This is a genomic window from Stenotrophomonas sp. TD3, assembly GCF_001939825.1.
Classification (GTDB): domain Bacteria; phylum Pseudomonadota; class Gammaproteobacteria; order Xanthomonadales; family Xanthomonadaceae; genus Stenotrophomonas.
In genome coordinates this window covers 234,476-259,322 of record NZ_MOYM01000002.1, presented here as the reverse complement: position 1 = coordinate 259,322, position 24,847 = coordinate 234,476, and the positions used below count along the sequence as shown (strand labels likewise).

General features: G+C 67.2%; 21 protein-coding genes. 12 read left to right on the top strand and 9 right to left on the bottom strand.

Annotation, left to right across the window (positions count from 1 at the left end):
- Positions 1-53 precede the first annotated feature (53 nt).
- The 5 genes from BKE09_RS18045 (at position 54) to BKE09_RS18025 (ending at position 8,865) form a co-directional block, all read left to right on the top strand.
- Positions 54-2,081, top strand: a complete 2,028-nt coding sequence (locus tag BKE09_RS18045; protein WP_075677055.1) for a prolyl oligopeptidase family serine peptidase — start codon at positions 54-56, stop codon at positions 2,079-2,081.
- A 172-nt stretch (positions 2,082-2,253) separates the two neighbouring features.
- Positions 2,254-4,356, top strand: a complete 2,103-nt coding sequence (locus BKE09_RS18040; RefSeq protein WP_075677053.1) for a M13-type metalloendopeptidase — start codon at positions 2,254-2,256, stop codon at positions 4,354-4,356.
- A gap of 222 nt (positions 4,357-4,578) precedes the next feature.
- Positions 4,579-6,588, top strand: coding sequence for a M13 family metallopeptidase (locus tag BKE09_RS18035; protein WP_075677051.1), 2,010 nt, complete (start codon positions 4,579-4,581; stop codon positions 6,586-6,588).
- A 123-nt stretch (positions 6,589-6,711) separates the two neighbouring features.
- Positions 6,712-7,206 (top strand): VOC family protein, encoded by a 495-nt coding sequence (locus BKE09_RS18030; protein ID WP_075677049.1) that lies wholly within the window; start codon positions 6,712-6,714, stop codon positions 7,204-7,206.
- Positions 7,207-7,281: 75 nt separating this feature from the next.
- Entirely contained in the window at positions 7,282-8,865 is a 1,584-nt protein-coding gene (locus tag BKE09_RS18025) for an NAD(P)/FAD-dependent oxidoreductase (RefSeq protein ID WP_075677365.1), read from the top strand.
- A gap of 193 nt (positions 8,866-9,058) precedes the next feature.
- Here BKE09_RS18025 and BKE09_RS18020 read toward each other — a convergent pair whose 3' ends face one another.
- From BKE09_RS18020 to BKE09_RS17990, 7 genes are all read right to left on the bottom strand, one after another.
- Positions 9,059-9,733: a rhomboid family intramembrane serine protease gene (locus BKE09_RS18020; RefSeq protein WP_005410509.1), complete on the bottom strand. Its 675-nt coding sequence runs from the start codon at positions 9,731-9,733 to the stop codon at positions 9,059-9,061.
- A 93-nt stretch (positions 9,734-9,826) separates the two neighbouring features.
- On the bottom strand, positions 9,827-10,165 hold the full coding sequence (locus BKE09_RS18015; protein WP_223224586.1) for an MGMT family protein: 339 nt from the start codon (positions 10,163-10,165) through the stop codon (positions 9,827-9,829).
- Positions 10,162-11,082, bottom strand: a complete 921-nt coding sequence (locus BKE09_RS18010; protein WP_075677048.1) for a DMT family transporter — start codon at positions 11,080-11,082, stop codon at positions 10,162-10,164. The genes BKE09_RS18015 and BKE09_RS18010 overlap by 4 nt, the downstream gene beginning before the upstream one ends.
- A gap of 184 nt (positions 11,083-11,266) precedes the next feature.
- Complete coding sequence (gorA, locus tag BKE09_RS18005) at positions 11,267-12,625, bottom strand: glutathione-disulfide reductase (protein WP_075677046.1); 1,359 nt, start codon at positions 12,623-12,625, stop codon at positions 11,267-11,269.
- Positions 12,622-13,872, bottom strand: a complete 1,251-nt coding sequence (locus tag BKE09_RS18000; protein ID WP_075677044.1) for an FAD-dependent oxidoreductase — start codon at positions 13,870-13,872, stop codon at positions 12,622-12,624. Before BKE09_RS18000 ends, gorA begins: the two co-directional genes overlap by 4 nt.
- Before the next feature lie 3 nt (positions 13,873-13,875).
- Positions 13,876-15,120 (bottom strand): DUF418 domain-containing protein, encoded by a 1,245-nt coding sequence (locus BKE09_RS17995; RefSeq protein ID WP_075677042.1) that lies wholly within the window; start codon positions 15,118-15,120, stop codon positions 13,876-13,878.
- A gap of 99 nt (positions 15,121-15,219) precedes the next feature.
- Positions 15,220-15,702: a peptidylprolyl isomerase gene (locus BKE09_RS17990; protein ID WP_014647924.1), complete on the bottom strand. Its 483-nt coding sequence runs from the start codon at positions 15,700-15,702 to the stop codon at positions 15,220-15,222.
- A 111-nt stretch (positions 15,703-15,813) separates the two neighbouring features.
- On the opposite strand from BKE09_RS17990, the gene BKE09_RS17985 reads away from it, so the two are divergent.
- The gene (locus BKE09_RS17985) at positions 15,814-16,353 is read left to right on the top strand and encodes a C40 family peptidase (protein WP_014038010.1); all 540 of its coding nucleotides are present in this window, start codon (positions 15,814-15,816) and stop codon (positions 16,351-16,353) included.
- Positions 16,354-16,484: 131 nt separating this feature from the next.
- A complete protein-coding gene (locus BKE09_RS17980) occupies positions 16,485-17,258 on the top strand; it encodes a C40 family peptidase (protein WP_014038011.1) in 774 nt (257 codons plus the stop codon).
- Between the two features lie 229 nt (positions 17,259-17,487).
- On the opposite strand, the gene BKE09_RS17975 is transcribed toward BKE09_RS17980, so the two are convergent.
- The gene (locus BKE09_RS17975; protein WP_046988032.1) at positions 17,488-18,822 is read right to left on the bottom strand and encodes a dicarboxylate/amino acid:cation symporter; all 1,335 of its coding nucleotides are present in this window, start codon (positions 18,820-18,822) and stop codon (positions 17,488-17,490) included.
- Positions 18,823-18,976: 154 nt separating this feature from the next.
- Between BKE09_RS17975 and BKE09_RS17970 the strand changes: the two genes are divergently transcribed.
- From BKE09_RS17970 to BKE09_RS17950, 5 genes are all read left to right on the top strand, one after another.
- On the top strand, positions 18,977-20,683 hold the full coding sequence (locus BKE09_RS17970; RefSeq protein WP_075677040.1) for an alkaline phosphatase: 1,707 nt from the start codon (positions 18,977-18,979) through the stop codon (positions 20,681-20,683).
- On the top strand, positions 20,680-21,225 hold the full coding sequence (locus BKE09_RS17965) for a WG repeat-containing protein (protein ID WP_075677038.1): 546 nt from the start codon (positions 20,680-20,682) through the stop codon (positions 21,223-21,225). Before BKE09_RS17970 ends, BKE09_RS17965 begins: the two co-directional genes overlap by 4 nt.
- Before the next feature lie 627 nt (positions 21,226-21,852).
- Positions 21,853-23,139, top strand: coding sequence for a tRNA lysidine(34) synthetase TilS (gene tilS, locus BKE09_RS17960; RefSeq protein WP_170871774.1), 1,287 nt, complete (start codon positions 21,853-21,855; stop codon positions 23,137-23,139).
- A 36-nt stretch (positions 23,140-23,175) separates the two neighbouring features.
- Complete coding sequence (locus BKE09_RS17955) at positions 23,176-23,436, top strand: exodeoxyribonuclease VII small subunit (RefSeq protein ID WP_006381978.1); 261 nt, start codon at positions 23,176-23,178, stop codon at positions 23,434-23,436.
- On the top strand, positions 23,426-24,304 hold the full coding sequence (locus BKE09_RS17950) for a farnesyl diphosphate synthase (protein ID WP_075677036.1): 879 nt from the start codon (positions 23,426-23,428) through the stop codon (positions 24,302-24,304). The genes BKE09_RS17955 and BKE09_RS17950 overlap by 11 nt, the downstream gene beginning before the upstream one ends.
- A 92-nt stretch (positions 24,305-24,396) precedes the next feature.
- On the opposite strand, the gene BKE09_RS17945 is transcribed toward BKE09_RS17950, so the two are convergent.
- Entirely contained in the window at positions 24,397-24,771 is a 375-nt protein-coding gene (locus BKE09_RS17945; RefSeq protein WP_075677034.1) for a DUF4870 domain-containing protein, read from the bottom strand.
- Positions 24,772-24,847 lie beyond the last annotated feature (76 nt).

Below are 24,847 nucleotides of genomic sequence, written 5' to 3'. Positions count from 1 at the left end.
ATTTCAGGCACCGGATTTTCCGCTGACCGGTGCCAACGCATTCCGAGGTTGCAATGAAGCGAGCCCTGCTGCTGGCTGCCCTGGCCAGCCTTTCACCGTTGCTGCATGCCAAGCCTGCGGCGCCCACCATCGAACAGATGGCCGCCTTCCCGGCCATCTCCAGCCTGTCGTTGTCGCCGGATGGGCGACATATCGCCGGCCTTCGCGCCGATGGCGAAGAGCGCGTGATCGTAGTGTGGCGAACCGACGCACTGGACAAGCCGCCGACGGTGATCGGCGCCAACCGCATGAAGTTCCAGAGCGTTTCGTTCATCAAGAACGGACAGCTGGCCGTCGTGCTGTGGCAGCCCTATGACCTGCGCGCCGACCGGGTGACCAAGACCTTCGTCAGCAAGTTCTTCATCACCGACATCGAAGGCAAGCAGTGGAAGGAGCCGATCACGCCGCCACGCGCGACCAGCCGCAGCGAAGAACTCGAGCAGGCACTGGCCAACGCCACGGTGCTCGACACCCTGCCCAACGATCCCGACCACATTCTGGTGGTCAACGGTTCGGGCAGCAGTTCCGGTGACGTCTACAAGGTCGACCTGCGCAACTTCACCTCCCAGCGCATCCAGAAGACCGAAGAGCGCGTGGCGGGCTATATCACCGACCTCGACAGTGAACTGCGCGCCCGCCTGCGGCAGGACGTCGACGGTACCGGCGCCTACGTCGCTACCGAGTTCCGTTCGCCTGCCAACGGTGCCTGGGAGGAGCATTTCCGCTCCTACGTGAAGAACCGCGACGTCAACCAGGTGATCGGCTTTGCCGATGATCCGAACATCGCGTTCGTACTCAGCAACGTCGGTCGCGACAAGGCGATCGTCTACGAGTACGACATCGCGGCGCGCAAGCAGAAGGAAGTGCTGTTCGAGCACAAGCTGTTCAACGCCAGCTCGATGCTGATCAACCGCCACCGGAGCGGTGCAGTACCCTTCGGCGAGATCATGGGAATCGGCTATGCCGGTCCGCGCGGTGACGACATCCAGTGGACCTCCCCGCGCATGAAGGCACTGGACCAGGGGCTGCGCCAGGCACTTGGCATCCGCCAGGAGCCGCTGGCGATGGTCGATACCGCGAACGGCCAGCGCTACACCGCCAACTACGATACCGGCCTGAGCTACCGCATCGTCGATTACACCGCCGATCTTTCCAATGTGCTGGTCGCCACCTCCGGCCCTTCCAACCCGCCCGAGTATCACCTGCTGCACGACGGCAAGCTGACCCTGCTGGCCAAGACCTATCCGCAGATCCAGCCAGCCGCGCTGGGCACCACCCGGCTGGTCTACTACAAGGCACGCGACGGGCTGGACATTCCGGCGTTCCTGACCACGCCCAACACCGAGCTGTGCGGTGCCGGTCCCTGGAAAGCCGTTGTGCATCCGCACGGCGGCCCGTGGGCACGCGACGGCATGGACTTCGATGGCTCGATGTGGGTCCCCCTGATGGCATCGCGTTGCATGGCGGTGCTGCGCCCACAGTTCCGCGGCTCGGCCGACTGGGGCCGCAAGCTGTGGATGGCCGGTGATGCCGAATGGGGCCAGAAGATGCAGGACGACAAGGACGATGGCGCGCAGTGGATGATCGACCAGAAGATCGCCCAGCCCGGCCACATCGCCATGTTCGGCTTCTCCTATGGCGGCTACTCGGCGTTCGCGGCTTCGGTGCGTCCCAATGGCCTGTACAAGTGCGCCATCGCCGGTGCCGGCGTCTCGGACATCAAGAAGATCTGGTCGCGCTTCTATACCAACCCGTTCTTCCGCCAGGCCCAGGCGCCGACCGTGGCCGGCCTCAATCCGGTCGACAAGGCCGGCGAAATGAAGATTCCGTTGATGGTCTACCACGGTGACCGCGACCGCACGGTGCCGATCGAGCAGTCGGAGTGGTTCGTGAACAAGGCCAGGAGTTCGGGCCAGCCGGTCGAGTTCCACGCCATCGCCGACTACGCGCATGGTCCCGCCTGGACCCGCGCGATCATGGGCGACCAGCTCAGGCTGATCGACGACTACCTGGGCAAGGGCTGCGGCGGCGGCGGCCTGTAAGCCGCACCGCTTCCTGCAGGGGCGCCCATCGGGCGCCCTTGCACGTTCTGGCCCTTGCGCCCGGCCATGACCTTCGACACCCTTGCAGGCCAGGCCGGCGGCGTATCGTTCGGCCCACGGCCGTACCTGCGGCTACTCCCTGACTCACTCGGCCTGGAGGCCAAGAATAGTGATGACGCGCACTCCCAAGATCGTCCTGCTCAGCCTGGCCGTGTCGGCCGTGCTGGCCGGCTGCGGCAAGAACGAAACCCCGGCCAAGGATGCCGCGACCCCCGCCCCGGCCACCGCCGAAGCCACTACCTACAAGCTGGACGACAGCAAGCTGCCGGCCTACAACGCCTTCCAGCCGAGCGACCTGGACACCACCAAGGACGCCTGCACCGCCTTCGGCGACTACGTCAACAGCAAGTGGCTGGCCGCCAATGAGATCCCGGGCGACCGCACCAGCTGGGGCGCGTTCACCATCCTCGACGAGCGCTCGGTGGCCGTGCAGCACCAGCTGGCCGAACAGGTCGCGCAGGTCAAGACCCCGAACCACATCGAGAAGATCGTCGGCGACCTGTGGGCCACCGGCATGGACGAAGCCAAGATCAATGCCCAGGGCATCGAGCCGCTGAAGGCCGACCTGGCTGCGATCGACGGCCTGCAGGACAAGGCGGCCATCGCCAACTACCTGCGCACCAGCGCCGCCAAGGGTGACAACATCCTGTTCGGCTTCGGCGCCGAAGCGGACTTCAAGAACTCCGCCGTGAACATGGCCTATGCCAGCCAGGGCGGCCTGGGCCTGCCGGATACCACCTACTACACCGATGCCAAGAACGCCGACAAGCTGAAGGCCTACCAGGCGCACGTCGCCAAGGTGCTGGAACTGTCCGGCGTGGCCGCGGCCGATGCGGCCAAGCAGGCCGAGGACGTGGTCAAGTTCGAAACCCGCCTGGCCAAGGCCTCCAAGTCGCGCGTGGAGCTGTCGCGCAACGTCGAGCTGTACTACAACCCGGTCACCCTGGCCGACGCCGACAAGCTGACCCCGAACTTCAGCTGGACCGAGTTCTTCAAGTCGCAGGGCGTGGCCGCGCCGGAGAAGTTCTCGCTGGCCATGCCGGCCTTCCATGAGGAAGTGAGCAAGTCGCTGGCCGACACCGATCCGTCGGTGTGGCGCGCCTACCTGCGCTTCCACACCGTGGACAGCGCCTCGCCGTACCTCGCGGACGCCTTCGTGCAGGAGAACTACGAGTTCTACGGCAAGACCCTCAACGGCCAGAAGGAGCAGAAGCCGCGCTGGAAGCGCGTGCTGGGCACCATCGAAAACGATGCCGGTGAAGCCTTCGGCCAGCTGTACGTGAAGGTTGCCTTCTCGCCGGAAGCCAAGGCGAAGATGGAAGAACTGGTGAAGAACCTGGCCGCCTCGCTGAAGGACCGCATCCAGGGCCTGAGCTGGATGAGCGAGGAAACCAAGGCCAAGGCCATCGCCAAGTGGGAAACCTTCACCCCGAAGATCGGTTACCCGGACAAGTGGCGTGACTGGTCGGGCCTGCAGACCCAGCGCGACAGCTACCTGGGCAACGTGCGCGCGGCCAACGAGTTCAACTACAAGTTCAACCTGTCCAAGATCGGCAAGCCGGTGGACAAGACCGAGTGGGGCATGACCCCGCAGACCGTCAACGCCTACTACAACCCGCTGCAGAACGAGATCGTGTTCCCGGCCGCCATCCTGCAGCCGCCGTTCTTCGATCCGAAGGCCGACGACGCGCTGAACTATGGCGGCATCGGTGCGGTGATCGGCCATGAGATGACCCACGGTTACGACGACCAGGGCGCACGCTTCGGGCCGACCGGCAACCTGGAAGACTGGTGGACCCCGGCCGACAAGAAGAACTTCGAAGGCCTCACCGGCAAGCTGGTCAAGCAGTTCGACCAGTACAAGGTCGACGGCCAGGCAGTGAACGGCCACTTGACCCTGGGCGAGAACATCGCCGACCTGGGCGGCCTGGCCACCGCCTACGACGCCCTGCAGAAGGCCACCGCCGGCAAGGAAGATGCGAAGGTCGACGGCTTCACCCGCGACCAGCGCTTCTTCTTCAACTGGGCCACCGTGTGGCGCACCAAGTACACCCCGGAAAACGCCAAGGTCCGCCTGGCCACCGACCCGCACGCCCCGGCGCAGTTCCGCGCCATGGGTGCGCCGTCGAACCTGCCGACCTTCGCTGCCGCGTTCCAGTGCAAGGCCGGTTCGCCGATGGCCCGCACCGGCGAGCAGCAGGTGGTGATCTGGTAAGCCACGGCTGACGCTGCGGCAGACCTGCAAAGGCCCGGGAATTCCCGGGCCTTTGTTTTTCCGGGGTGTTTTTCATCCACGCATGGCGTGGATCTACTGATCTCGGCACTCCCCGGTAGCGGCCGACCCTGGTCGGCGAAAGCAGCGTGATGCGTGCATGCCGCGTCGATGCGCGGCTTGCTATAGTGCGCGCGCCCTCAATCCATCACGGATTCGTTCCACATGCCCAATTTCCGTCCGCTTGCCATCGCCCTGGGCATCAGCCTGGCGACCCTGGTCCCGACCCACGATGCGTTCGCCGCCGCCAAGAAGAAGGCCGCGCGCGCCCCGGCCGTCAGCGCCCAGTGCAGCGACTTCTACGACGCCACCAATGCAGGCTGGCTGAAGGCCAACCCGGTGCCGCAGACCGGTGCCACCACCGCGCTCGGCCAGCTGGTCGACCGCAGCCGCCAGCAGCAGCGCGAACTGCTCGACGCCGCGATGAAGTCGCCGCAGGGCAACGTGCAGAAGCTGCTGGGCGACTTCTGGGCCAGCGGCCTGGACGAAGCCGCCGTGGAAGCGGACGGTTCCAACCCGATCGCGCCGCTGCTGACCCGCATCAACGCCATCAAGAAGGCCAAGGATGTGCCGGCCTCGATCGCCGCGCTGCACCAGGTCGGCATCCCGGTCGCCTTCAACTTCGGCCCGGACGTCGACCTGAAGGCACTGGACCGCCACATCGGTTACTTCATGCAGGGCGGCATGGGCCTGCCGGATCCGGCGTTCTATACCCGCACCGACGCCGACACCGTGGCGCTGATGGGCCGCTACCGCAACTACGTCAAGCAGATCCTGGCGCTGACCGGCACCCCGGCGGCCAAGCTGGATGCAGAGTCGCAGTCGGTCATCGCGCTGGAGACCGAGCTGGCGCGCAATGCGCAGTCGCTGGCCGGCATCAACAACCCGTTCAACAACTACGCGCCGATCTCCACCAAGGAGCTCAACAGCCGTTACCGCAACCTGCAGCTGGACGCGTTCCTGAAGGCACAGGGCGTGGACGACGACCTGGTCTCGCTGGCCGACCCGGGCCTGTTCAAGCAGCTCGATGGCATGGTCACCAAGCTCAAGCCGGACCAGTGGAAGGCCTACCTGCGCTGGCGCGTGGGCGACTCGATGGCGCCGTACCTGTCCAAGGCCTACCGCGACGCAGAATTTGAGTTCCGTGGCCGCGTGCTGCGCGGCGAAACCCTGCCGCCGCAGCGCTGGGAGGATGTGCTGGACGCGATCAACGTGGCCGCCGGCCCGATGGTCGGCCGTGAATATGCGGCCCGTTACCTGTCGGCCGAAGACCGTCGCCAGGCGGCGTGGATCGTCGACAAGCTGCGCGAAGTGCAGATCGAGGCGGTCAAGAACAACAGCTGGATGAGCGCCGAAGCCAAGACCGAAGCGCAGGCCAAGCTGGCCGCGCTGAAGATCGAGATCGGCACGCCGCTGCGCGACCTCGACTACAGCGTGCAGCCGATGGGCCGCGGCTCGTTCGGCGGCAACATGCTGATCGCTTCGACCTGGCGCCACCGCGAGGAAATGAAGCGCATCGGCAAGGGCAACGCCGACCGCCGCTGGGATGTGCTGCCGCAGCAGCCGTCGCTGGCCTACGACCTGGCACAGAACCGCCTGATCGTCACCGCCGCGATCCTGCAGGGCCCGGTGTTCAACGCCAAGGCCGACGCCGCCGACAAGTTCGGCAGCTTCGGTGGCCTGGTCGGCCATGAGCTGACCCGTGCGATCGACGCCAAGGGCGCGCTGGTCGACGCCAAGGGCGAACTGCGCAGCTGGTGGACCCCGGCCGACAAGACCGCCTGGACCCTGCTCGGCAACCGCGTGACCGCGCAGTACAGCGCCTACGACTTCCCGGGCGTGAAGGGTGCCAAGGTCAACGGCACGCTCACCCAGGAAGAGAACCTGGCCGACATCGCCGGCCTGGAGCTGGCCTGGGCGGCCTATACCGCGCAGGAGCCGAAGGCCAAGCAGGCGCAGCAGCAGGGCTTCTTCCGCGCCTGGTCGACCCTGTGGGCACAGCAGCTGTCGCCGAACGAAGCGGTGCGCCGCCTGACCGCCGACATCCGCGCGCCGGGCCTGTGGCGCAGCAATGGCACGCTGGCCAATCTGCCGGCCTTCGGTGCCACCTTCAGCTGCAAGGCCGGCCAGCCGATGCAGCGCAGCGAAGCCGACCAGATCAAGGTCTGGCGCTGAGCCAACCACAGTACCCGTAATGCAGAGGGCGCCTTCGGGCGCCCTTTTTTGCGGGTGCAGCACGATCCCGGGTTAACACCGCCCGTGCTATCGCTGCGGCTTCGTCCATCGCGGAGCCCCGACATGGCACACAAGAACACGATCTGTGTCTGGTACGACAACGGCGCGCTCGAGGCCGCCACCTTCTACGCCAGCATCCTGCCCGACAGCGCGGTGACCGCCGTGCATCACGCCCCGGGTGATTTCCCGGATGGCAAGGAAGGCAACGTGCTGACGGTCGAGTTCACGGTCTGCGGCATCCCCTGCGTCGGCCTCAACGGCGGTACCGCGTTCAAGCACAGCGAAGCCTTCTCCTTCCAGATCCAGACCGAGGACCAGGCCGAGACCGACCGCCTGTGGAATGCGATCGTCGGCAACGGTGGCCAGGAGAGCCAATGCGGCTGGTGCAAGGACCGCTGGGGCATCTCCTGGCAGATCAGCCCGCGCATGCTGATCGAAGCGGTGACCAGCAATGACAAGGCATTGGCCAAGCGCGCCTTCAACGCGATGATGCCGATGAAGAAGATCGACATCGCCACCATCGAAGCGGCAATCAAAAAAGGGGACGGAGGGGATTAAGTCGTTTCTCCCCACCCCTGTGTGCAGATGCAGATTGCGACTTAATCCCCTCCGTCCCCTTTTCGCGAGGTGCTGATGACCTGGGATGCGATCGTCGTTGGCGGTGGCCACAACGGCCTGGTCTGCGCGGCCTATCTGGCGCACGCTGGAAAGAAGGTACTGGTGCTGGAACGTCGTGGCGTTCTCGGCGGTGCCGCAGTCACCGAGGAATTCCATCCCGGCTTCCGCAACTCGGTGGCGTCGTACACGGTGTCATTGCTGCAGCCGAAGGTGATCGACGACCTGCAGCTGCATGCGCATGGGCTGCGCATCGTCGCGCGTCCGGCCAACAACTTCCTGCCGTTGCCGGACGGCCGCCACCTGTTGTCCGCGCCAGGCCGCACCCAGGCCGAGGTGGCGAAGTTCTCCGAGCGGGATGCGCAGCGCTTGCCCGCGTACGAGGCACGCCTGGGGATTTTCGCCGACGTACTGCGCGCATGGGCCCTGCGCACGCCGCCGGACCTGGGTGCAGCAGGCGGTTGGCGTGCCCTGCCCGCCCTGTGGCAGATGGGCCGTCTCGGTCGTGAACTGGCGACGCTGGATGCCTCGCTGCGGCAGGAACTGCTGGACCTGTTCACGCTGTCGGCGGCCGAGTACCTGGATCGCTGGTTCGAGAGCGAGCCGATCAAGGCGCTGTTCGGCTTCGATGGCATCGTCGGCAACTACGCAAGCCCGTATACACCGGGCAGTGCCTACGTACTGCTGCACCACGTATTCGGCCAGTGCAATGGTGTGAAAGGTGCATGGGGCCACGCGATCGGCGGCATGGGCGCGATCAGCCAGGCGATTGCGGCCTCGGCACGCGAGGCCGGTGCGGAACTGCGCGTGGAGACCGGTGTACAGCGCGTGCGGATTGAACAGGGCCGCGCGGTGGGTGTGGAACTGGCCAACGGCGAGATCCTGCGCGCACGCGCGGTGGTCGCCAACGTCAATCCGAAGCTGCTGTACGAACAATTGCTGGAACCGGCACAGGTACCCAACGCAACGCGCGAACGCATGGCGAACTGGCGCTGCGGTTCGGGCACGTTCCGGATGAACCTGGCGCTGTCGCGGCTGCCGGATTTCAGCGCCCTGCCCGGCCCCGGCGATCACCTCAGCGCCGGCATCATCATGGCACCCAGCCTGGACTACATGGACCGCGCCTGGCTGGACGCGCGCCGCGACGGCTGGTCGCACGAACCGATCGTGGAGATGCTGATCCCCAGCACGCTGGACGATTCGCTGGCGCCGCCCGGGCAGCATGTGGCCAGCCTGTTCTGCCAGCACGTGGCACCGGTGTTGCCCGAGGGCCGCCATTGGGATGATCACCGCGAGACCGTGGCCGACCTGATGATCGCCACCGTCGAACGCTATGCGCCTGGGTTCGCCGGCAGCGTGCTGGGCCGCCAGGTGCTGTCACCGCTGGATCTTGAACGGATCTTCGGCCTGATCGGTGGCGACATTTTCCACGGTGCACTCAGTGCCAACCAGTTGTTCTCGGCACGGCCGATGGTCGGCCAGGCCGGCTATCGCGGCGCCCTGCCCGGCCTGTATCTGTGCGGTTCGGGCACCCATCCCGGTGGAGGCGTCACCGGTGCGCCCGGGCACAATGCCGCGCAGGTGGTGTTGCGGGATCTGTAGAGGCGTGCCGACCAACGGTCGGCACCTACCGCGTCAAATGATCCCATTCAAAGCGTGCCAACCAAGGTTGGCACCTACCCGCGTGGGACAAGGTGTGCCGACCAAGGTTGGCACCTACCGCGTCAAATGATCCCATCTAAAGCGTGCCAACCAAGGTTGGCACCTACCCGCGTGAAGCGAGGCGCATCGCGCCTCACTTCACGCTGCGCAGATGGTTCGGGCGCTTCGGTGGGCCGGGCGGGCGGCGCTTGTTGAACGGCGGCTGCCCACGCCAGTAGCGGATCAGCAACCAGCCGAACAGCATGCCGCCGAGGTGCGCGAAGTGGGCCACGCCCGGCTGCCAGCCGGTCATGCCCAGCACCAGCTCGCCCACGCCGAACAGGATCACGAAGGTACGCGCCTTCATCGGGATCGGCGGGAACAGCAGCATCACCCGCTGGTTGGGGAACAGCATGCCGTAGGCCAGCAGCAGGCCGAACACGCCGCCGGAAGCACCCAGCACCGTGGCCGGGTTTTCCAGCAGCGTACCCACCAGCAGCTGGCAGACGCCGGCGCCGGCCACGCACACCAGGTAGTACAGCAGGAAGCGCTTTTCGCCCCAGGTCTGCTCCAGCGGCGCGCCGAACATGAAGACCGCCAGCATGTTGAAGAACAGATGGCCGAAGCTGCCATGCAGGAAGCCGTAGGTCAGCAGCTGCCAGGGCTGGAAGTTGCCGCCCGGCGAGAATGCGTCGAAGCCCTGCTGCAACGGCTGCAGCATGAACGGCTCGAAGGTCTGCATGCCGAGCAGGAACGGCTGCTGCAGCAGGAACAGGATCGCGTTGGCGATCAGCAGGGCCTTGGTGACGGTTGGCAGTCGCGGGAACATGGGAGCACCGGCATGGAACGGCCTCCATCATAGCCGCAGCATCGTGTCTTGTTGGCGACCCGCGGGTCTGGCCTGTTCAGTCGCCAGCGATGCTCAGCCCGGGCCCCACACGGCCGCGTCCAGCGCCGCCGCCGGATCGGTCGCCGGCATCCGTACCCGGCCGTTCTCCACCCGCACGCCCTCGGCGCGCAACCGCTGTGACTGCTCGCGCCAGCCGGCCGACCCTTCTTCCATGGCAATGCGCCCATCCGAGCGCAGCACGCGGTGCCAGGGCAGGTCCGGGTCGTCGTTCTGGCCGAGGATACGCGCGGTCAGGCGTGCACGCCCGGGCAGGCCCGCACGCATCGCCACCTGGCCGTAGCCCATCACCTGCCCCGCCGGGATCGCGCGGATCACCGCCAGGATGCGCGCACGCGCCTGCTCCGGCGTCAGCGCCGCAGGCGGGTCACCAGCAGAACGCCGATCAGCACCAGCACGGTGCCGGCGATCTGCGCCGGCCCCATCGGTTCGTCGAGCAGCCATAGGCTCATCACGATCGTGGAAACAGGGCCCAGCATACCGACCTGCGCGGCCAGCGACGAACCCACGCGCTGCACTGCCAGCATGATCGCCAGCACCGGCAGCACCGTGCACACGGTGGCATTGACCAGCGACAACCACTGCACCGGCGCCGGTGCCTGCCACAGCAGTGGCAGCGGATGGGTCACCGCGAAATGCAGCAGCACCAGCACGCTGGCCACGCAGCTGGCGTAGGCGGTCAGCCGCACCGCACCGATGCGCGCGACCACCTGCCCACTGCCGAACAGGTACAGCGCATAGCTGAGCGCGCTGCCCAGCACCAGCAGGCTGCCGACGATGATCTGCCCACCCTCGCGCTGCAGGTCATGGCCGAAGGCCAGCAGCACGCCCAGGTAGCTCAGCACCAGCGCGCCGATCTGCCAGCGGCCCGGTCGCTGGCGCGCCAGCAGCACGTTGATCAGCAGTACCAGGGTCGGGTTCAAGTACAGGATCAGCCGTTCCAGGGTCACGCTGATGTACTGCAGCCCCTGGAAGTCGAGCAGGCTGGACAGGTAGTAGCCGGTGAACCCCAGCCACAGCACGCGGGCGCGGTCAGCCCAGGACAGCGGCTCGGCCCGCCGCGCGGCCCACACGGCCATCAACGCGAACAGGGGCAGCGCCATCAGCATGCGCAGGGCGAGCAAGGTGGTGGCATCCACGCCATGGCGCAGACCGAGCTTGACGATGATCGCCTTGCCGGAAGCAGCGATGGCGCCGATCGCGGCCAGGCCGATCCCCCCCAGCGCGATGCGAGGGGAGGCGGTAGCGATACGGGAAGCGGTGTTGGACATCGGGACGACGGCGGGCCGCGCGGAGCGGCTGGGGAAAGCGTGGGGGCGGCCATTGTCGCATGGGGGCGTCCGGTGCCCGCCCCGGTAGCGCTGAGCGTGCCCGAATGCCGCCTTCTGTAGAGTCGAGCCATGCTCGACTGCTTTCGCACGGCAGTCGAGCATGGCTCGACTCTACAACCGCAGGTCAGCGCATCAGCACCACTTCCTCGGCCGAGGTCGGGTGGATCGCCACGGTGTCGTCGAACTGGGCCTTGGTCGCCCCCATCTTCACCGCCACCGCGAAGCCCTGCAGGATCTCGTCGGCCGCTTCCCCCAGCAGGTGGATGCCCACCACCCGTTCGTCCGGGCCGGCGCAGACCATCTTGAACAGGCTGCGCTGGGTGCCGTTGGCCAGCGCCTGCAGCATCGGGCGGAAACGGCTGTGGTAGACGCTCACCTGGTCGAAGCGCGCGCGCGCTTCCTCTTCGCTCATGCCCACCGCGCCCAGCGGCGGATGCGAGAACACCACGCTCGCCACGTTCCCGTAATCCATCTTCGACTGCGGGCGCCCCCCGAACAGCCGATCCATCAACCGCCGCGATGCGGCCACGGCCACCGGCGTCAACCCGACCTTGCCGGCGATGTCACCCACCGCATGCACGCTCGGCACGCTCGTGGTCTGCCATTCGTCCACCTGCACCTGCTGGTGTTCGCCGATGCCGATGCCGAGCGCTTCCAGGCCAAGGTCACGACTGTTGCCGCGGCGACCGGTCGCGAAGAACACTGCGTCGAACACGTTGTCGAGCGGGCCGTCATGACCGAACGCACGCACGCGTTCGCCATCGCGCTGCAGCTCGCGCAGGCGGTAGTCGAAATGGATGCGCACGCCCTGCTGCTTCAGGTTCTCGGCCAACTGATCGGTCAGCTCGTAGTCGAAGCGCTCCAGCAGCCGCTTGCCGCGCACCAGCAGGCTCACGCGGCTGCCGAGCGCCTGCAGCAGGCCAGCCAGTTCCACCGCGATGTAGCCGCCGCCGATGATCGCCACCTCGGCCGGCGCTGCACGCAGGTCGAAGAAATCATCGGAGACCAGGCCCAGTTCCGCGCCGGGAATGTCCGGGCGCAGCGGATGCGCGCCGGTGGCAATCAGGATGTGCTCGGCGCTGTAGCGCACGCCATCACTGCAGGCCACGGTGTGCGCATCAAGCAGATGACCACGTGCCGGAATGCGCACCACGCCGGTTTCGTCCAGGCGCTTGTGGTAGCTGGTATGGATGTTGCTGATGTAGGCCTGGCGATGGATCACCAGTTCCTTCCACGACAGCGCCGGGCGCGCTTGAACATCGAAGCCCATCGCACTGGCCAGGCCGATGCGCTCGTGCAGGTCGGCCGCCAGCCACATCGCCTTCTTCGGCACGCAGCCAACATTGACACAGGTCCCACCCAGCTCACCGGGCTCCAGCATGGCCACGCGCTTGCCGTGCTGCGCGGCGCGGATCGCGCCGGCCAGGCCGGCGGAGCCGCCGCCAAGGACGATCAGGTCGTAATCATAGGATGCAGTGCTCATCGGAATCGCTCGGGTCGGTAAGGGGCAGGATCGATCGCTGGCGTGCGGCCGCAGACGAGATCGGCGATCAGCTGGCCGGTGCCGGCGCTCATGCTGATGCCGAGCATGCCATGCCCCGCTGCAAGCCAGACGTGAGGATGCGCGGGCGCGCGGCCGATCAACGGCACGTCGTCCACGCTCATGGGGCGCCACCCGCACCACTGCTCCTGCAGCTGCGCACCGCGCGGCGCGCGCAGGTAGTGGTCGGCGGCCTCCTGCAGGGCCTGCAGGCGGCGCGTGCGCAGCTGCGGGTCGGCGCCGGCGAACTCCATGGTGCCGCCCAGGCGCAGCGCGTCGCGCCAGGCAATCACGAACACGGAATGGTCCTTCAGCACGACCGGACGCTGCGGCACCAGCTCCGGTCGCGACCAGGTCAGCGAATAGCCCTTGCCGGGCTGGATCGGCACGCGCAGGTCCAGTTGCCGTGCCCAGTCGCGCGACCACGGGCCAGTGGCCAGCACCAGCTCACGCGCCCGCACGGTCTGCAGGCCGGCCTGCACGCGTACGCCCTGCGCATCGTCACTGAATCCCTGCACGTCCACCTGTTCGTCGATCACCACGCCCTGCGCGCGCAGCACGCGCGCCAGCTCAGCGGTGTAGCGGTCCGGACGCAGCTGCGCATCGCCAGGAAAGTGGATCGCACCGGCGAGGCGATCATGGAACGCCGGATTGTCGCGCGCATAGTCGCCGCCATCGATGCAGGCCGTGACAATACCCTGCGCGTTCAGTGCCTCGCACTCGGCCGCATGATGGTCGAAGTTGCGGGCGTCACCGAACACATAGTCCAGCCCGTGTGCAGCGAATTCGCAGTCCAGCGCATGCGTATGCACCCAATGGGCCAGGCGCAGCCGTGAATCATTCAACAACGCGCCGCGTGCCCGTGTGGAGTGCAGCCAGTCGCGCGCATTGCAGCGCGACCCGAACTGCAGCAACCAACGCCACAGCGTCGGATCCAGCCGCGTACGCACGTACAACGGCGCACGCGGATCGAGCATCCAGCGCAGCGCACGCAATGGCACGCCGGGGGCCGCCAGCGGTGGCGCATGGCTGGGCGTGACGGTGCCGCAGTTGCCATGCGACGTCGCGCCGCCGACGCGCCCGCGATCGATCACCCGCACCTGCCGCCCCTGCGCACGCAGCGCGAGCGCGGCGGCCAGTCCAATGGCACCGGCGCCGACCACGATCACATCCTCGTGTGCGCCCTGCATCGATCAGCCCTGCCCGGCCCCACGCCGCATCGGTGGCCACTGCCGATAGGTCATCGCACGCCATACCCACTCAATCGGGCCGAAGCGGAAACGGCGCAGCCACAGGTGCGAAATCACCACCTGCGCGGCAAACAGCAGCAGCGCAAACAGCAGCTGCACGCTGCGCGGCATCATCTCGAACCTGCCCAGGCCATAGTGGTAGAAGGTCCAGGTACACAGCAGCGACTGGCCAAGATAGTGGGTCAACGCCATGCGCCCCACCGGCGCCAGCCACGCCAGCCGCGTGCGCCAGTGCACGATCCACGCCAGGTAGCCCAGGCACATCGGCAGTCCGCCAATCGTGACCAGGGCCATCGCCGCCGTCACCGGCAGGTTGTACGCACCGGGTGCCAGGTAGGGTTTCCAGGCAACCCCCAGCAACGTGACCAGCAGGCCCAGCGGCAGTGCGATCCAGCGCAGCGACGCGTACAGCCGCGGGAAGCGCTCCGGCGTCGCCAGCGCACCACTGCCGGCGAACCAGCTGCCGATCAGGAACATGCCCAGCACTTCCGGGCCGGTGATCAGCAGCGCGCCCATCGAGGTGCCGAACTCGCTCAGGCGCTGCACATTGGCCTGCGCCCAGCTGCCCTGCCCGTACACCTGCCGCTGCAGGTCGATGCTCTGCTGCGCCTCGGCCAGCATGCTCCGCACCTCTTCGGCCGAAGCCATCGACACCATCGCGCCCACCAGCAGCATCATCGCTACACCGCCGAGGTAGACGATCACGCCCATCCACGGCAGCCAGCTGCGCGGCGCCTCGCGGCAGGCCAGCAGCGGCAGCGAGATCAGTGCATACATCACCAGGATGTCGCCGGACCAGACCAGCAGTGCATGGCACAGGCCGATCAGCAGCAGGCCGGCGCTGCGGCGCAGGTAGAACGGGGTGAAGTCGCGCCCGGCCACCTCGGCGCGTTGCGCCATCACCGCGAAGCCGGCGCCGAACAGCAGCGAGAACAGGGTGAAGAACTTGCCCTGCACGAACACGTAGACGAAGGCGTCGGCCCAGTAATCGATGCCCCGCCAGTGCACGTCGATGCCGGTGAAGGCCAGGTCCAGCGGGCCACTGAAGGCCTCGATGTTCATCAGCAGGATGCCCAGCAACGCGGCACCGCGCAGCACGTCCAGCACGGCGATGCGTTCGCCGGAAGCCACCGGCTGCAGGGAAGGAGAAGCGGCGTTCACGGGGGGTCCGTCAGGCAGGTCCGCCATTATGCCGCCGGCCCGTGCACCATGGATGGCCGCGCCGTGTTCCACATACGCAACGGCCCGCCGAAGCGGGCCGTTGCTGCCATCACGATCGCACTGCGATCAGTGCTGGTGGCCGCCGTCACCGTGGACGTGGCCGTGGTCCAGCTCTTCCTTGCCGGCTTCGCGCACGTCGACGATTTCGACGTCGAAGTGCAGGTCCTTGCCGGCCATCGGATGGTTCAGGTCAACGTCGACGACGCTCATGCCGACCTTCTGCACGGTCACCGCACGCGGGCCGAAGTTGGTCTGCAGCACGACCTGCTGGCCCGGAGCCAGCTTGGTGTTGCCGAAGTGCTTCTTCGGCACGCGCTGGGACAGGCCCTCACGACGCTCGCCGTAGGCATCGGCCGCCTTGACGTCGACGTTGAAGGTCGCACCGGCTTCCTTGTCCATCATGGCGTTTTCCAGGCCCGGGATGATGTTGCCGTGACCGATCAGGATCGCCAGCGGCTCGCCGCGGTCCTTGGACGATTCGATCGGCTCCTGGCCGACTTCGGAAACGGTGTAGTGGAAGCGGACAACACGGTCTTTTTCGATCTTCATGCGCAACTCTGTCTGGATCTGCCGGAGGCAGGCGGGTTGGGGCGGGTTGTCGCCCGACGGGGACGCCGCCATCATGACGGCCAATCCAAGGTGGCGCATTATCCGGAGATCATGCACATCACGCCAGTTTCGTCCGGCCCGCGCCGGTTCCTCGCCCCGGCCCTGCTGCTGGCCCTGCCCCTGTTGATGACCGCCTGTGGCGGTGGCAAGGCCACCCGCCCGGCGCCGCCCCCGCCCACGGCGAACTGGCCAAAGACCGTGCCGGACAACCCCGAGGCTGCCAACTCGGTGCTGATGCGCGCCATCAGCCTGGTCGGCACGCCCTACCGCTACGGCGGCAACACCCCGGATTCGGGCTTCGACTGCAGCGGCCTGGTCGCCTATGTCTATCGCGAGATGCTGGACCTGCGGCTGCCGCGCACCTCGCGCGACCTTGCGGCGGTACAGGGCCCGAAGATCGACCCGCAGCGCCTGGCCACCGGCGACCTGGTGTTCTTCGGCAGCCGCGGCAGCGTCACCCATGTCGGCATCTATGTAGGTGAAGGGCGTTTCGTGCACGCGCCGAGCACCGGCGGCACCGTGCGCCTGGACTCGCTCAGCGGCCCCTACTGGAAGGACCACTACACCGGCGCGAAACGTGTCCTTCGCTAAAATGAACAGGCGATATGTTCAAAACTGTGACGGACATCACCCTGAAACTAACGGTTTACTAACGGAATTTTTAACTTATTGCCGCTTTTACAGGGCATGATGCCCCATCGTTTTTTTCTTGTGACCGACGCGTGACGACTGACGACCTGAAAAGCGAAGGCCAGACTTCCGTATCTTCACGTAGTGCCCGCCCGCTGTTGCTTGGCCTGGCACTGTGTCTGACCAGCCTTCCGGCCTGGTCGCAGACTGCTCCGAACCGTTCCGATGTGACCCCGGCCCCGGTGGCCGAGAACACCACCCGACCGGCCGCCAAGGCCGAGGCTGCCGCTCCGCAGCGCAGCCGCGTCGATGCCGCCGCCAGCGCCACGCTGGCCGCCCTGCTGCCGCACCTGGCCGCCAACGACACCATTCCGCTGATGGACCGCTCGGCCGTGGTGGCCGGCGACCTCAGCCGCCTGCTCGCCAACTACGACACCAGCAGCGCCGCCAATGGCAGCGTTGTCGGTACCGCCGCCGACAACGGCAAGGTGCAGTCGCTGCTGCGCCGCGCGATGACCCTGCTGGGCACCCCGTACCGTTGGGGTGGCAGCAACCCGGACAGCGGTTTCGACTGCAGCGGCCTGGTCGGTTATGTGTTCCGTTCGGCTCTGGGCATCGAGCTGCCGCGCGTCTCGCGCGAGATGGCCCACGATGACAACGCCGAACTGATCAACGACCGCACCGCGCTGGCTGCCGGTGACCTGGTGTTCTTCGGCCGCAAGGGCCGTGTTGACCACGTCGGCATCTATGTCGGCGACGGCCGCTTCCTGCACGCGCCGAGCTCGGGCAAGGACGTCCGCGTGGACACCCTGCTCAGCGGCTACTGGGGCAACAAGTTCATGCAGGCCCGTCGGGTCGATCTCTGATCTGACCGGTTGGCGCTACCGCGCCGCCTGACACGAGAAAGCCGCTGCCCTGCAGCGGCTTTCTTGTTGGGCCCGTGCAATGGGTGGGTAGCGGCCGACCTTGGTCGGCACTGCCTTCATCCACGCATGGCGTGGATCTACCAGGTGCCCGCCTCGGCCGGTACCGCGTCGGCCATCTCCCAAACAAAAGGCCCGCCGGTCAGGGCGGGCCTTTCATCTCCACGCAACCTCAGCCGCGTGGCGGAGTCGGATCAGGATCGTCCACACCCACATTGCTGGACGGATTGTCATACACCGCCTGGTCGAGCAGCCCGGTTTCCTTGGCCACGATCACCGGCACCAGCATCTGGCCGGTCACATTGGTCATCGTGCGCATCATGTCCAGGATGCGGTCGATGGCATACAGGTAGCCGATGGTCTCCAGCGGCAGATTGGCTGCGCTCAGCACCACCGTGGCCATGATCACCGCGGTACCCGGCACGCCGGCGGTACCGAAGCTGCCCAGCACCGACGCGATCAGCACTACCACGTACTGTTCCGGGGTCAGCGGCACACCGCTGTACTGCGCGATGAACACCGCGCACAGCGCCGGATAGATCGCACCGCAGCCGTCCATCTTGATGCTGGCGCCAAGCGGCACCGCGAACGAACCGTAGTCCTTGTTCACGCCCAGGTTGTGGGTGATCGAACGCAGCGCCACCGGCATCGCGGCGAAGCTGGACGAGCTGACGAACGCAACCTGCATGCCCGGCGCCGCGCCGCGGAAGAACTTCAGCGGGTTCAGGCCGTGCGCCAGCAGCAGTGCGCTGTAGACCACCACGATGTGCAGCGCGCAGGCCACGTACAGGGCCAGCACGAAATGACCCAGCGGCAGCAGCTTCTCGAAGCCATAGCTGCCGACCAGGCCGGCGATCAGGCCGAAGGTGCCGATCGGGGTGACTTCCAGCACGAAGCGGGTCACCTGGATCATGATGTCGCTCATCTGGCCGACCAGCTTGCGCGCCTCGGTCACCTTCTCGCCCAGCTTGACGATGGCAAAGCCCACCAGGCCGGCGAAGAAGATCACCGGCAGGATCGAGCCGCGACCGGCAGCCAGCACGGTCTCACCGGCCGCGTTGACCTTGGTGCCGATGCCGGACAGCGCGTAGAAGACATTGGCCGGCACTACGTCCAGCAGCACCTGCACCACGCTGGGCACTTCGCGCGGCACGTAGTTGCTGGCCATCGACAGCTGCAGGCCACCGGCGCCGGGCTGCAGCACGGTGCCCACGCCCAGGCCGACGCACACCGCCAATGCAGCAGTGATCACGAACCACAGGAAGGTGCGGCCACTGAGCGCGGCGACCGATTTCTGGCCATGCAGCGACGAGATCGCGTTGATGACCGCGAAGAACACCAGCGGCACGGCGATCATCTTGATCAGGGTGACGTACAGCTCACCGAGCGGGCCGAACCACGTTTCCGCGGCCGGGCCAAGCGCCCAGCCGGCCAGCGCGCCGAGCACGAAGCCGCCGACCACGCGCTGCCAGAATGGAATCCGCAGCCAGGCAGAGACCAGCTTCATAGGCAATCCAGAGGGGAAGGAAGGGATGCTGGCACGATAGCCCAAGGCGGCCCGCAGAACGACCGCCCGGCCGGCAAATCAGTGTGTCATCGGCGTGCCTTGCAGGGGCGGGCATAATGAACGTCCCGTTACAGTTTGTGAGATCCCAGCGTCCATGCGCCGTTCCGTCTCCCTGTTGGCCGCCTGCGCCACCACCCTGCTGCTGGGCGCCTGCGCCAGCACCGCCCCCGCGTCCGCCCCGGCCGGCCTGAAGGTCACCGTCGATCCCGTCGCCCATCCGGCCGGCGAGACCCCGCCGTGGTGGTACCGCAGCGGCGCTGCCCAGGCCGCCGCCAACGGTGCGATGTCCGGCAAGGCCAAGAACGTCATCCTGTTCCTCGGCGACGGCATGAGCCTGACCACCGTGGCGGCCTCGCGCATCTACGAAGGCCAGCAGAAGGGCGGCTCAGGTGAAGAGAACCTGCTGTCCTGGGAGCGCTTCCCGGCCACGGCGTTCAGCAAGACCTACAACACCGATTCGCAGACCCCGGATTCGGCCGGCACCATGACCGCCATCACCACCGGCGTGAAGACCCACATGGGCGCGATCGGCGTCAGCGCCGGCAGCCGCACCGACTGCGCCGACAGCCTGTCCAAGGGCCTGCTGACCTGGCTGCAGCTGGCCGACAGCGCCGGCCTGGCCACCGGTGTGGTGTCCACCGCACGCCTGACCCATGCCACCCCGGCCGCCACCTACGCGCACTCGCCCGAGCGCAACTGGGAAAACGACACGGACCTGACTGAAGCCGCCAAGGCGGCCGGCTGCAAGGACATCGCCCAGCAGCTGCTGTCGACCTCGCGCTATGGCCGTGGCCCGCTGGTCGCCCTCGGCGGCGGTCGCGGTGAATTCACCACCGTGGAAGAACGCGATCCGGAATACGACGACAAGGTCGGCCAGCGCCTGGATGGCCGCAGCCTGGTGCAGGAATGGCAGCAGGCGCACCCGCAGGGTGCCTACGTGTGGAACAGCAAGCAGCTGGCCGCCGCCGCCAACGCGCCGGCCATCCTTGGCCTGTTCGAGCCGGACCACATGCGCTACGAGTACGAGCGCCCGCAGGATCCGGGCGGTGAGCCGAGCCTGGCCGAACTGACTGCCGCAGCAATCAAGAATCTGGCCAAGCACCAGGAAGGCTACGTGCTGATGATCGAAGGCGCGCGCATCGACCACGCCAACCACAGCGGCAACGCCTACCGTGCACTGACCGAGACCGTGGCACTGTCCGACGCGGTGCGCGTGGCCAACGAGCTGACCTCGGCCGACGACACACTGATCATCGTCACCGCCGACCACTCGCATACGCTGAACTTCGTCGGCTACCCGGCACGTGGCAACCCGATCCTGGGCAAGGTGAAGGACAAGGGCGGCGAAGACGGCGCCGGCAAGCTGGACTATGCACTGGACGGCAGCGGCCAGCCGTACACCACCCTGACCTACGCCAATGGCCCGGGACACACCGGCGCCAGCAACCAGCAGCCGGCCGGCGCCAAGCGCTACCCGCACAACCCGAGCAGCTTCGAGCCCGCCAACGGCCGCCCGAACCTGCGCGAGGTCGACACCGAGCATCCGGACTACATGCAGGAAGCGCTGGTGCCGATGAAGGCCGAATCGCACGGCGGTGAAGACGTCGGCATCTGGGCGCGCGGCCCGGGCAGCAAGGCGATCCGCGGCACGCTGGAACAGAACGCGATCTACCACATGATCGTGCAGGCCACCCCGGCGCTGCGCGAGCGCCTGTGCCAGGCCGGCACCTGCGATGACAAGGGCGTGCCGGTGCAGCTGCCGGCACCGACGGCCTTCGAGCGCAAGGCCGAGGCCAAGTGATCGTGCGGCAGGCCCGCCCTGCCCCCGCCCGCGGCCGTTTCGCACGGTCGCTGGCCCTGCTCGGCGCGCTGGCCAGTTCCAGTACGCTGGCGCAGGCACCGGCCTGCAAGCTGCTGACCGACGAACACGGGTTGTGGCCGCTGCCCAACTGCGAGGTGGTCGATCACCGGCCGAAGATCAGCGCCGACACGTTGAAGGACCTGAACTACGACGACCACGGCCTGGCCGTGGTGTATGCCGACCAGGGCTTCCACTACGTCGACCGCAAGGGCCGCAGCCTGCCGGTGCTGACCTGGGACAACGGCCCGGAGACACCCGAGGAAGGCCTGCTGCGCGGGCGCGTCGGCAATCGCGTGGCCTACTTCGACCTGAAGTTCCGCCAGGTGGTGCCCGGCACCTTCGATTTCGGCTGGCCGTTCCGGGATGGCGTGGCCGAGGTCTGCAACGGCTGCCGGCGCGGCACGCCGGATGCCGATGGTCACACGCCGATGGAAGGCGGAGAGCGGTTCCGCATCGACCGATCTGGCCGTCGGGTGAAGTAGGTTTTTCGGCAGGGCTGCGCCCTGCACCTGCTACAAGCCAGAGCAACAGCAACAGCCAAAGCGGCTCTGGATTTCCGTTGGTTGGGCGGGGCGGTGTGGGTGGGCAGGACACGCCGTAAACCCCGCTCCGCGGTCCGGCCCAGCCGCTGGCGGCTGTGCGTTCGGGCGCTTGCGAAGCAGTGCTTCGCAAGCAAAGCGCCCTCACCCATGGGGGCTCGATGGCGCCATCCATGGCGCCAACGGTCCTGCCCACCCACACCGCCCCACCCCCGACAGATTTCCGGTGACGGTTGGACCATCCACGCTTTGCGTGGATCGAATCTGTCAGATATCGAATTGAATCCGGGGTCAGATCCGTTTTCCTGCGGAAAACGGATCTGACCCCATCAACATGCCGGACAGCTCGCAGGAAACTGTCGAAGGCGGGGTGGGGCCGGTTGCGGGGGCGTGAGCCGCATGGATGCGGCGACCGAGCTTACATGGATGTACTTGCAGCGCCCCCCGCAACCGGACCCACCCCGCCTACCCTCAGGAAGCCCGCTTCTGCTGTTGCTTCGGCCGTTGCCGTTGCTTGCGCGTCTGCGGGTGCAGGGTGCAGCCCTGCCGAGCAACCCTATACTTGCCGCTGTGACTGCCTTCCCTGCCCTTGTTCCGCTGGATGCGCCGCTGCTGGTGGGCTACAGCGGCGGTGTCGACTCGACCGTGCTGCTGCACTGGCTGTGGCGCTGTGCCCAGGCCTCCGGCACTGCGCTGCGCGCGGTACACGTGCACCACGGCCTGCACACCGATGCGGACGACTGGGTGCTGCACTGCCAACAACAATGCGCAGCACTGGGCATCGAACTGGCCGTGCATCACGTGCGGGTCGACAACAGCGCGGGCCTTGGCCTTGAAGGCGCGGCGCGCCAGGCACGACGTGCCGCGTTCGCCGCCGAACTGCACGACGGCGAAACACTGGCACTGGCGCAGCACCAGGACGATCAGGCCGAGACCTTCCTGCTGCGGGCCCTGCGCGGTTCCGGAGTCGATGGCCTTGCCGCGATGTCCGCGCACAGCTGCCTTGGCGAACAGCCTCTATGGCGGCCGCTGCTGGCGGTGCCACGCAGTGCACTGCTCGACTACGCACGCCAGCACGCGCTGCGCTGGATCGAAGACTCCAGCAACGCCGACGATCACGCCGATCGCAACTTCCTGCGCCTGCAGGTGCTGCCGTTGCTGCGCCAGCGCTGGCCGCATGCCGCCGCGGCACTGGCGGGCAGCGCCCTGCACTGCCGGCAGACCCGCGAGCTGCTGGACGAGGAAGACGCCGAGCTGATCGCGCACCTGGAGGTGGCACCGCGCGTGCTGTCGCTGCAGCTGCTGCGCCAGGTGTCACCGGGCCGCGCGGCGCGCGTGCTCCGTGCCTGGGTGATCGGCCATGGGGCCGCGCCACTGCCGGCCACCGTGCTGCAGCAGGCACTGGACGAGCTGCTGCCGGCCGGCAACGATCGCCAGGCGCGGGTACGCTGGCACGATCATGCGATCCAGCAATGGCGCGATCATGCCTATCTCCTGCCCGCGCAGCTGCCGGCGCTTCCCCATGATTGGCAGGCCGGATGGGATGGACGCGCGCCATTGGCGCTGCCCGATGGCGGTCAGCTGCGCCTGCAGGGCGCCGTGGCCTTCGAACGCCCGCTCCAGGTGCGTGCGCGTGTGGGCGGCGAACGCATCCTGCTGCCCGGTCGCCAGCATTCGCATGCGCTGAAGGACTGCCTGCAACGCGAACACCTTGCCCCCTGGCGACGCGCCCAGCTGCCGCTGGTCTTCGATGGACCACAGCTGCTCGCCGCCGCCGACGTAGTCATTGCAGCTCCCCTGCAGGCCTGGTTGCAGGCCCACGACGCGCAGCTGCAGTGGCGTCCCGGCGGCTGGTGAATTGACCCCCGCGCGCAGCCCGTCCACACTTGCCGCATGGCCAAGAAGTCCCCCGAAAACGCCTCCCCGGTCGCCCAGTTCGAGCAGTCGCTCGAATCGCTGGAGCAGCTGGTGGAGCAGATGGAAACCGGCGAGCTGAGCCTGGAAGCGTCGCTCAGTGCTTACGAACGTGGCGTCGGTCTGTACCGCCAGTGCCAGCAGGCGCTGGAGCAGGCAGAACTGCGTGTACGCCTGCTCAGCGATCCGGCGCAGCCGGAAACGGCCGAGCCTTTCGATCCGCCCAGCCATGACGGCTGAGGTTCTGTTCGCGCGCTGGCGCGACCGTATCGAAAGCCAGCTCGACGCTGCCCTGCCCTCGCCTGCCGAAGCACCGCAGGGCCTGCACCAGGCCATGCGCTATTCCGTGCTGGGCGGCGGCAAGCGCATGCGCCCGCTGCTGGTGTACGCCAGTGGCCACCTGTTCGGCGCACAGCCTGAAAACCTGGATGCGGCGGCGATGGCTGTCGAGCTCATCCACGCCTATTCGCTGGTGCATGACGACTTGCCGGCGATGGACGATGACGCCCTGCGACGCGGCAAGCCGACCACCCACATCGCCTTCGACGAAGCCACCGCGATCCTGGCCGGCGACGCCCTGCAGACCCGTGCCTTCGGCCTGCTGGCCGATGCGCCGCTGCCGGCCACGCTGCGTGTGGCCTGCCTGCAGACCCTGGCCCACGCGTCCGGTGCCTCCGGCATGTGTGGCGGCCAGGCGCTGGACATCGATGCCACCGGCCAGCAGCAGACCCTGGCGGCACTGACCCGCATGCATGCACTGAAGACCGGCGCGCTGATCCGTGCAGCGGTGCGCATGGGGGCGCTGTGTGGCCAGGCCCACGAACCGCAGCTGGCCCAGCTGGACGGCTTCGCCGACGCGCTCGGCCTGGCCTTCCAGGTGCGCGACGACATCCTCGATGTCGAAGCCAGTTCCGAACAGCTGGGCAAGACCGCCGGCAAGGACCAGGCCCAGGACAAGAGCACCTTCCCCGCGCTGCTCGGCATGGACGGCGCGAAGGCCCAGCTGCACGAGCTCGCAGCGCGCATGCAGGCGATCCTGGCCGGATACGGCGAAGAGGCCGATGCACTGCGTGCGCTGGCGACGCTGGCGGTCGAACGCGATCATTGATCGCCGCTCGCTCGCCGGGCACCGCCCGTCGCTCCCCGCACATGAAAACGCCCGGCAATGCCGGGCGTTTTCAGTTCCGCATGCAGCCGGTCTTACTTGATCAGGCGCAGGGTGAACGGGTAGCGGTAGGCTTCGCCGTTGTTGGCCTTCACTGCGGCAATGATGCAGAACACCAGGTTGATGACGCCGACGATCGGGGCCAGGATGCCACCGATGATCACGATCATCAGGATGATGCTGATGACCATCGCGATGGTCACGGTGATCTGGAAGTTCAGGGCTTCCTTGGCCTGGTCGGTCACGAAGGCCTTGCCAGCGTCGTCCTTGTTGATCAGCCAGATGATCAGCGCGCCGATGAAGCCGGTGAAGATGCCCAGCAGGTGCGCAGCCAGCGCCATGGTGCGCTGGTCGGCCGGCACGTCGGTGGTGGCCGGCGGCGGCGGCGGGACGTTATCGAATTCGCTCACGACAAAACTCCTTTTCATTGGGTGGTCTTGACCCACCAGCACCAAGCTGGTTGCGTCAGGCGGGCATAGCTTACGC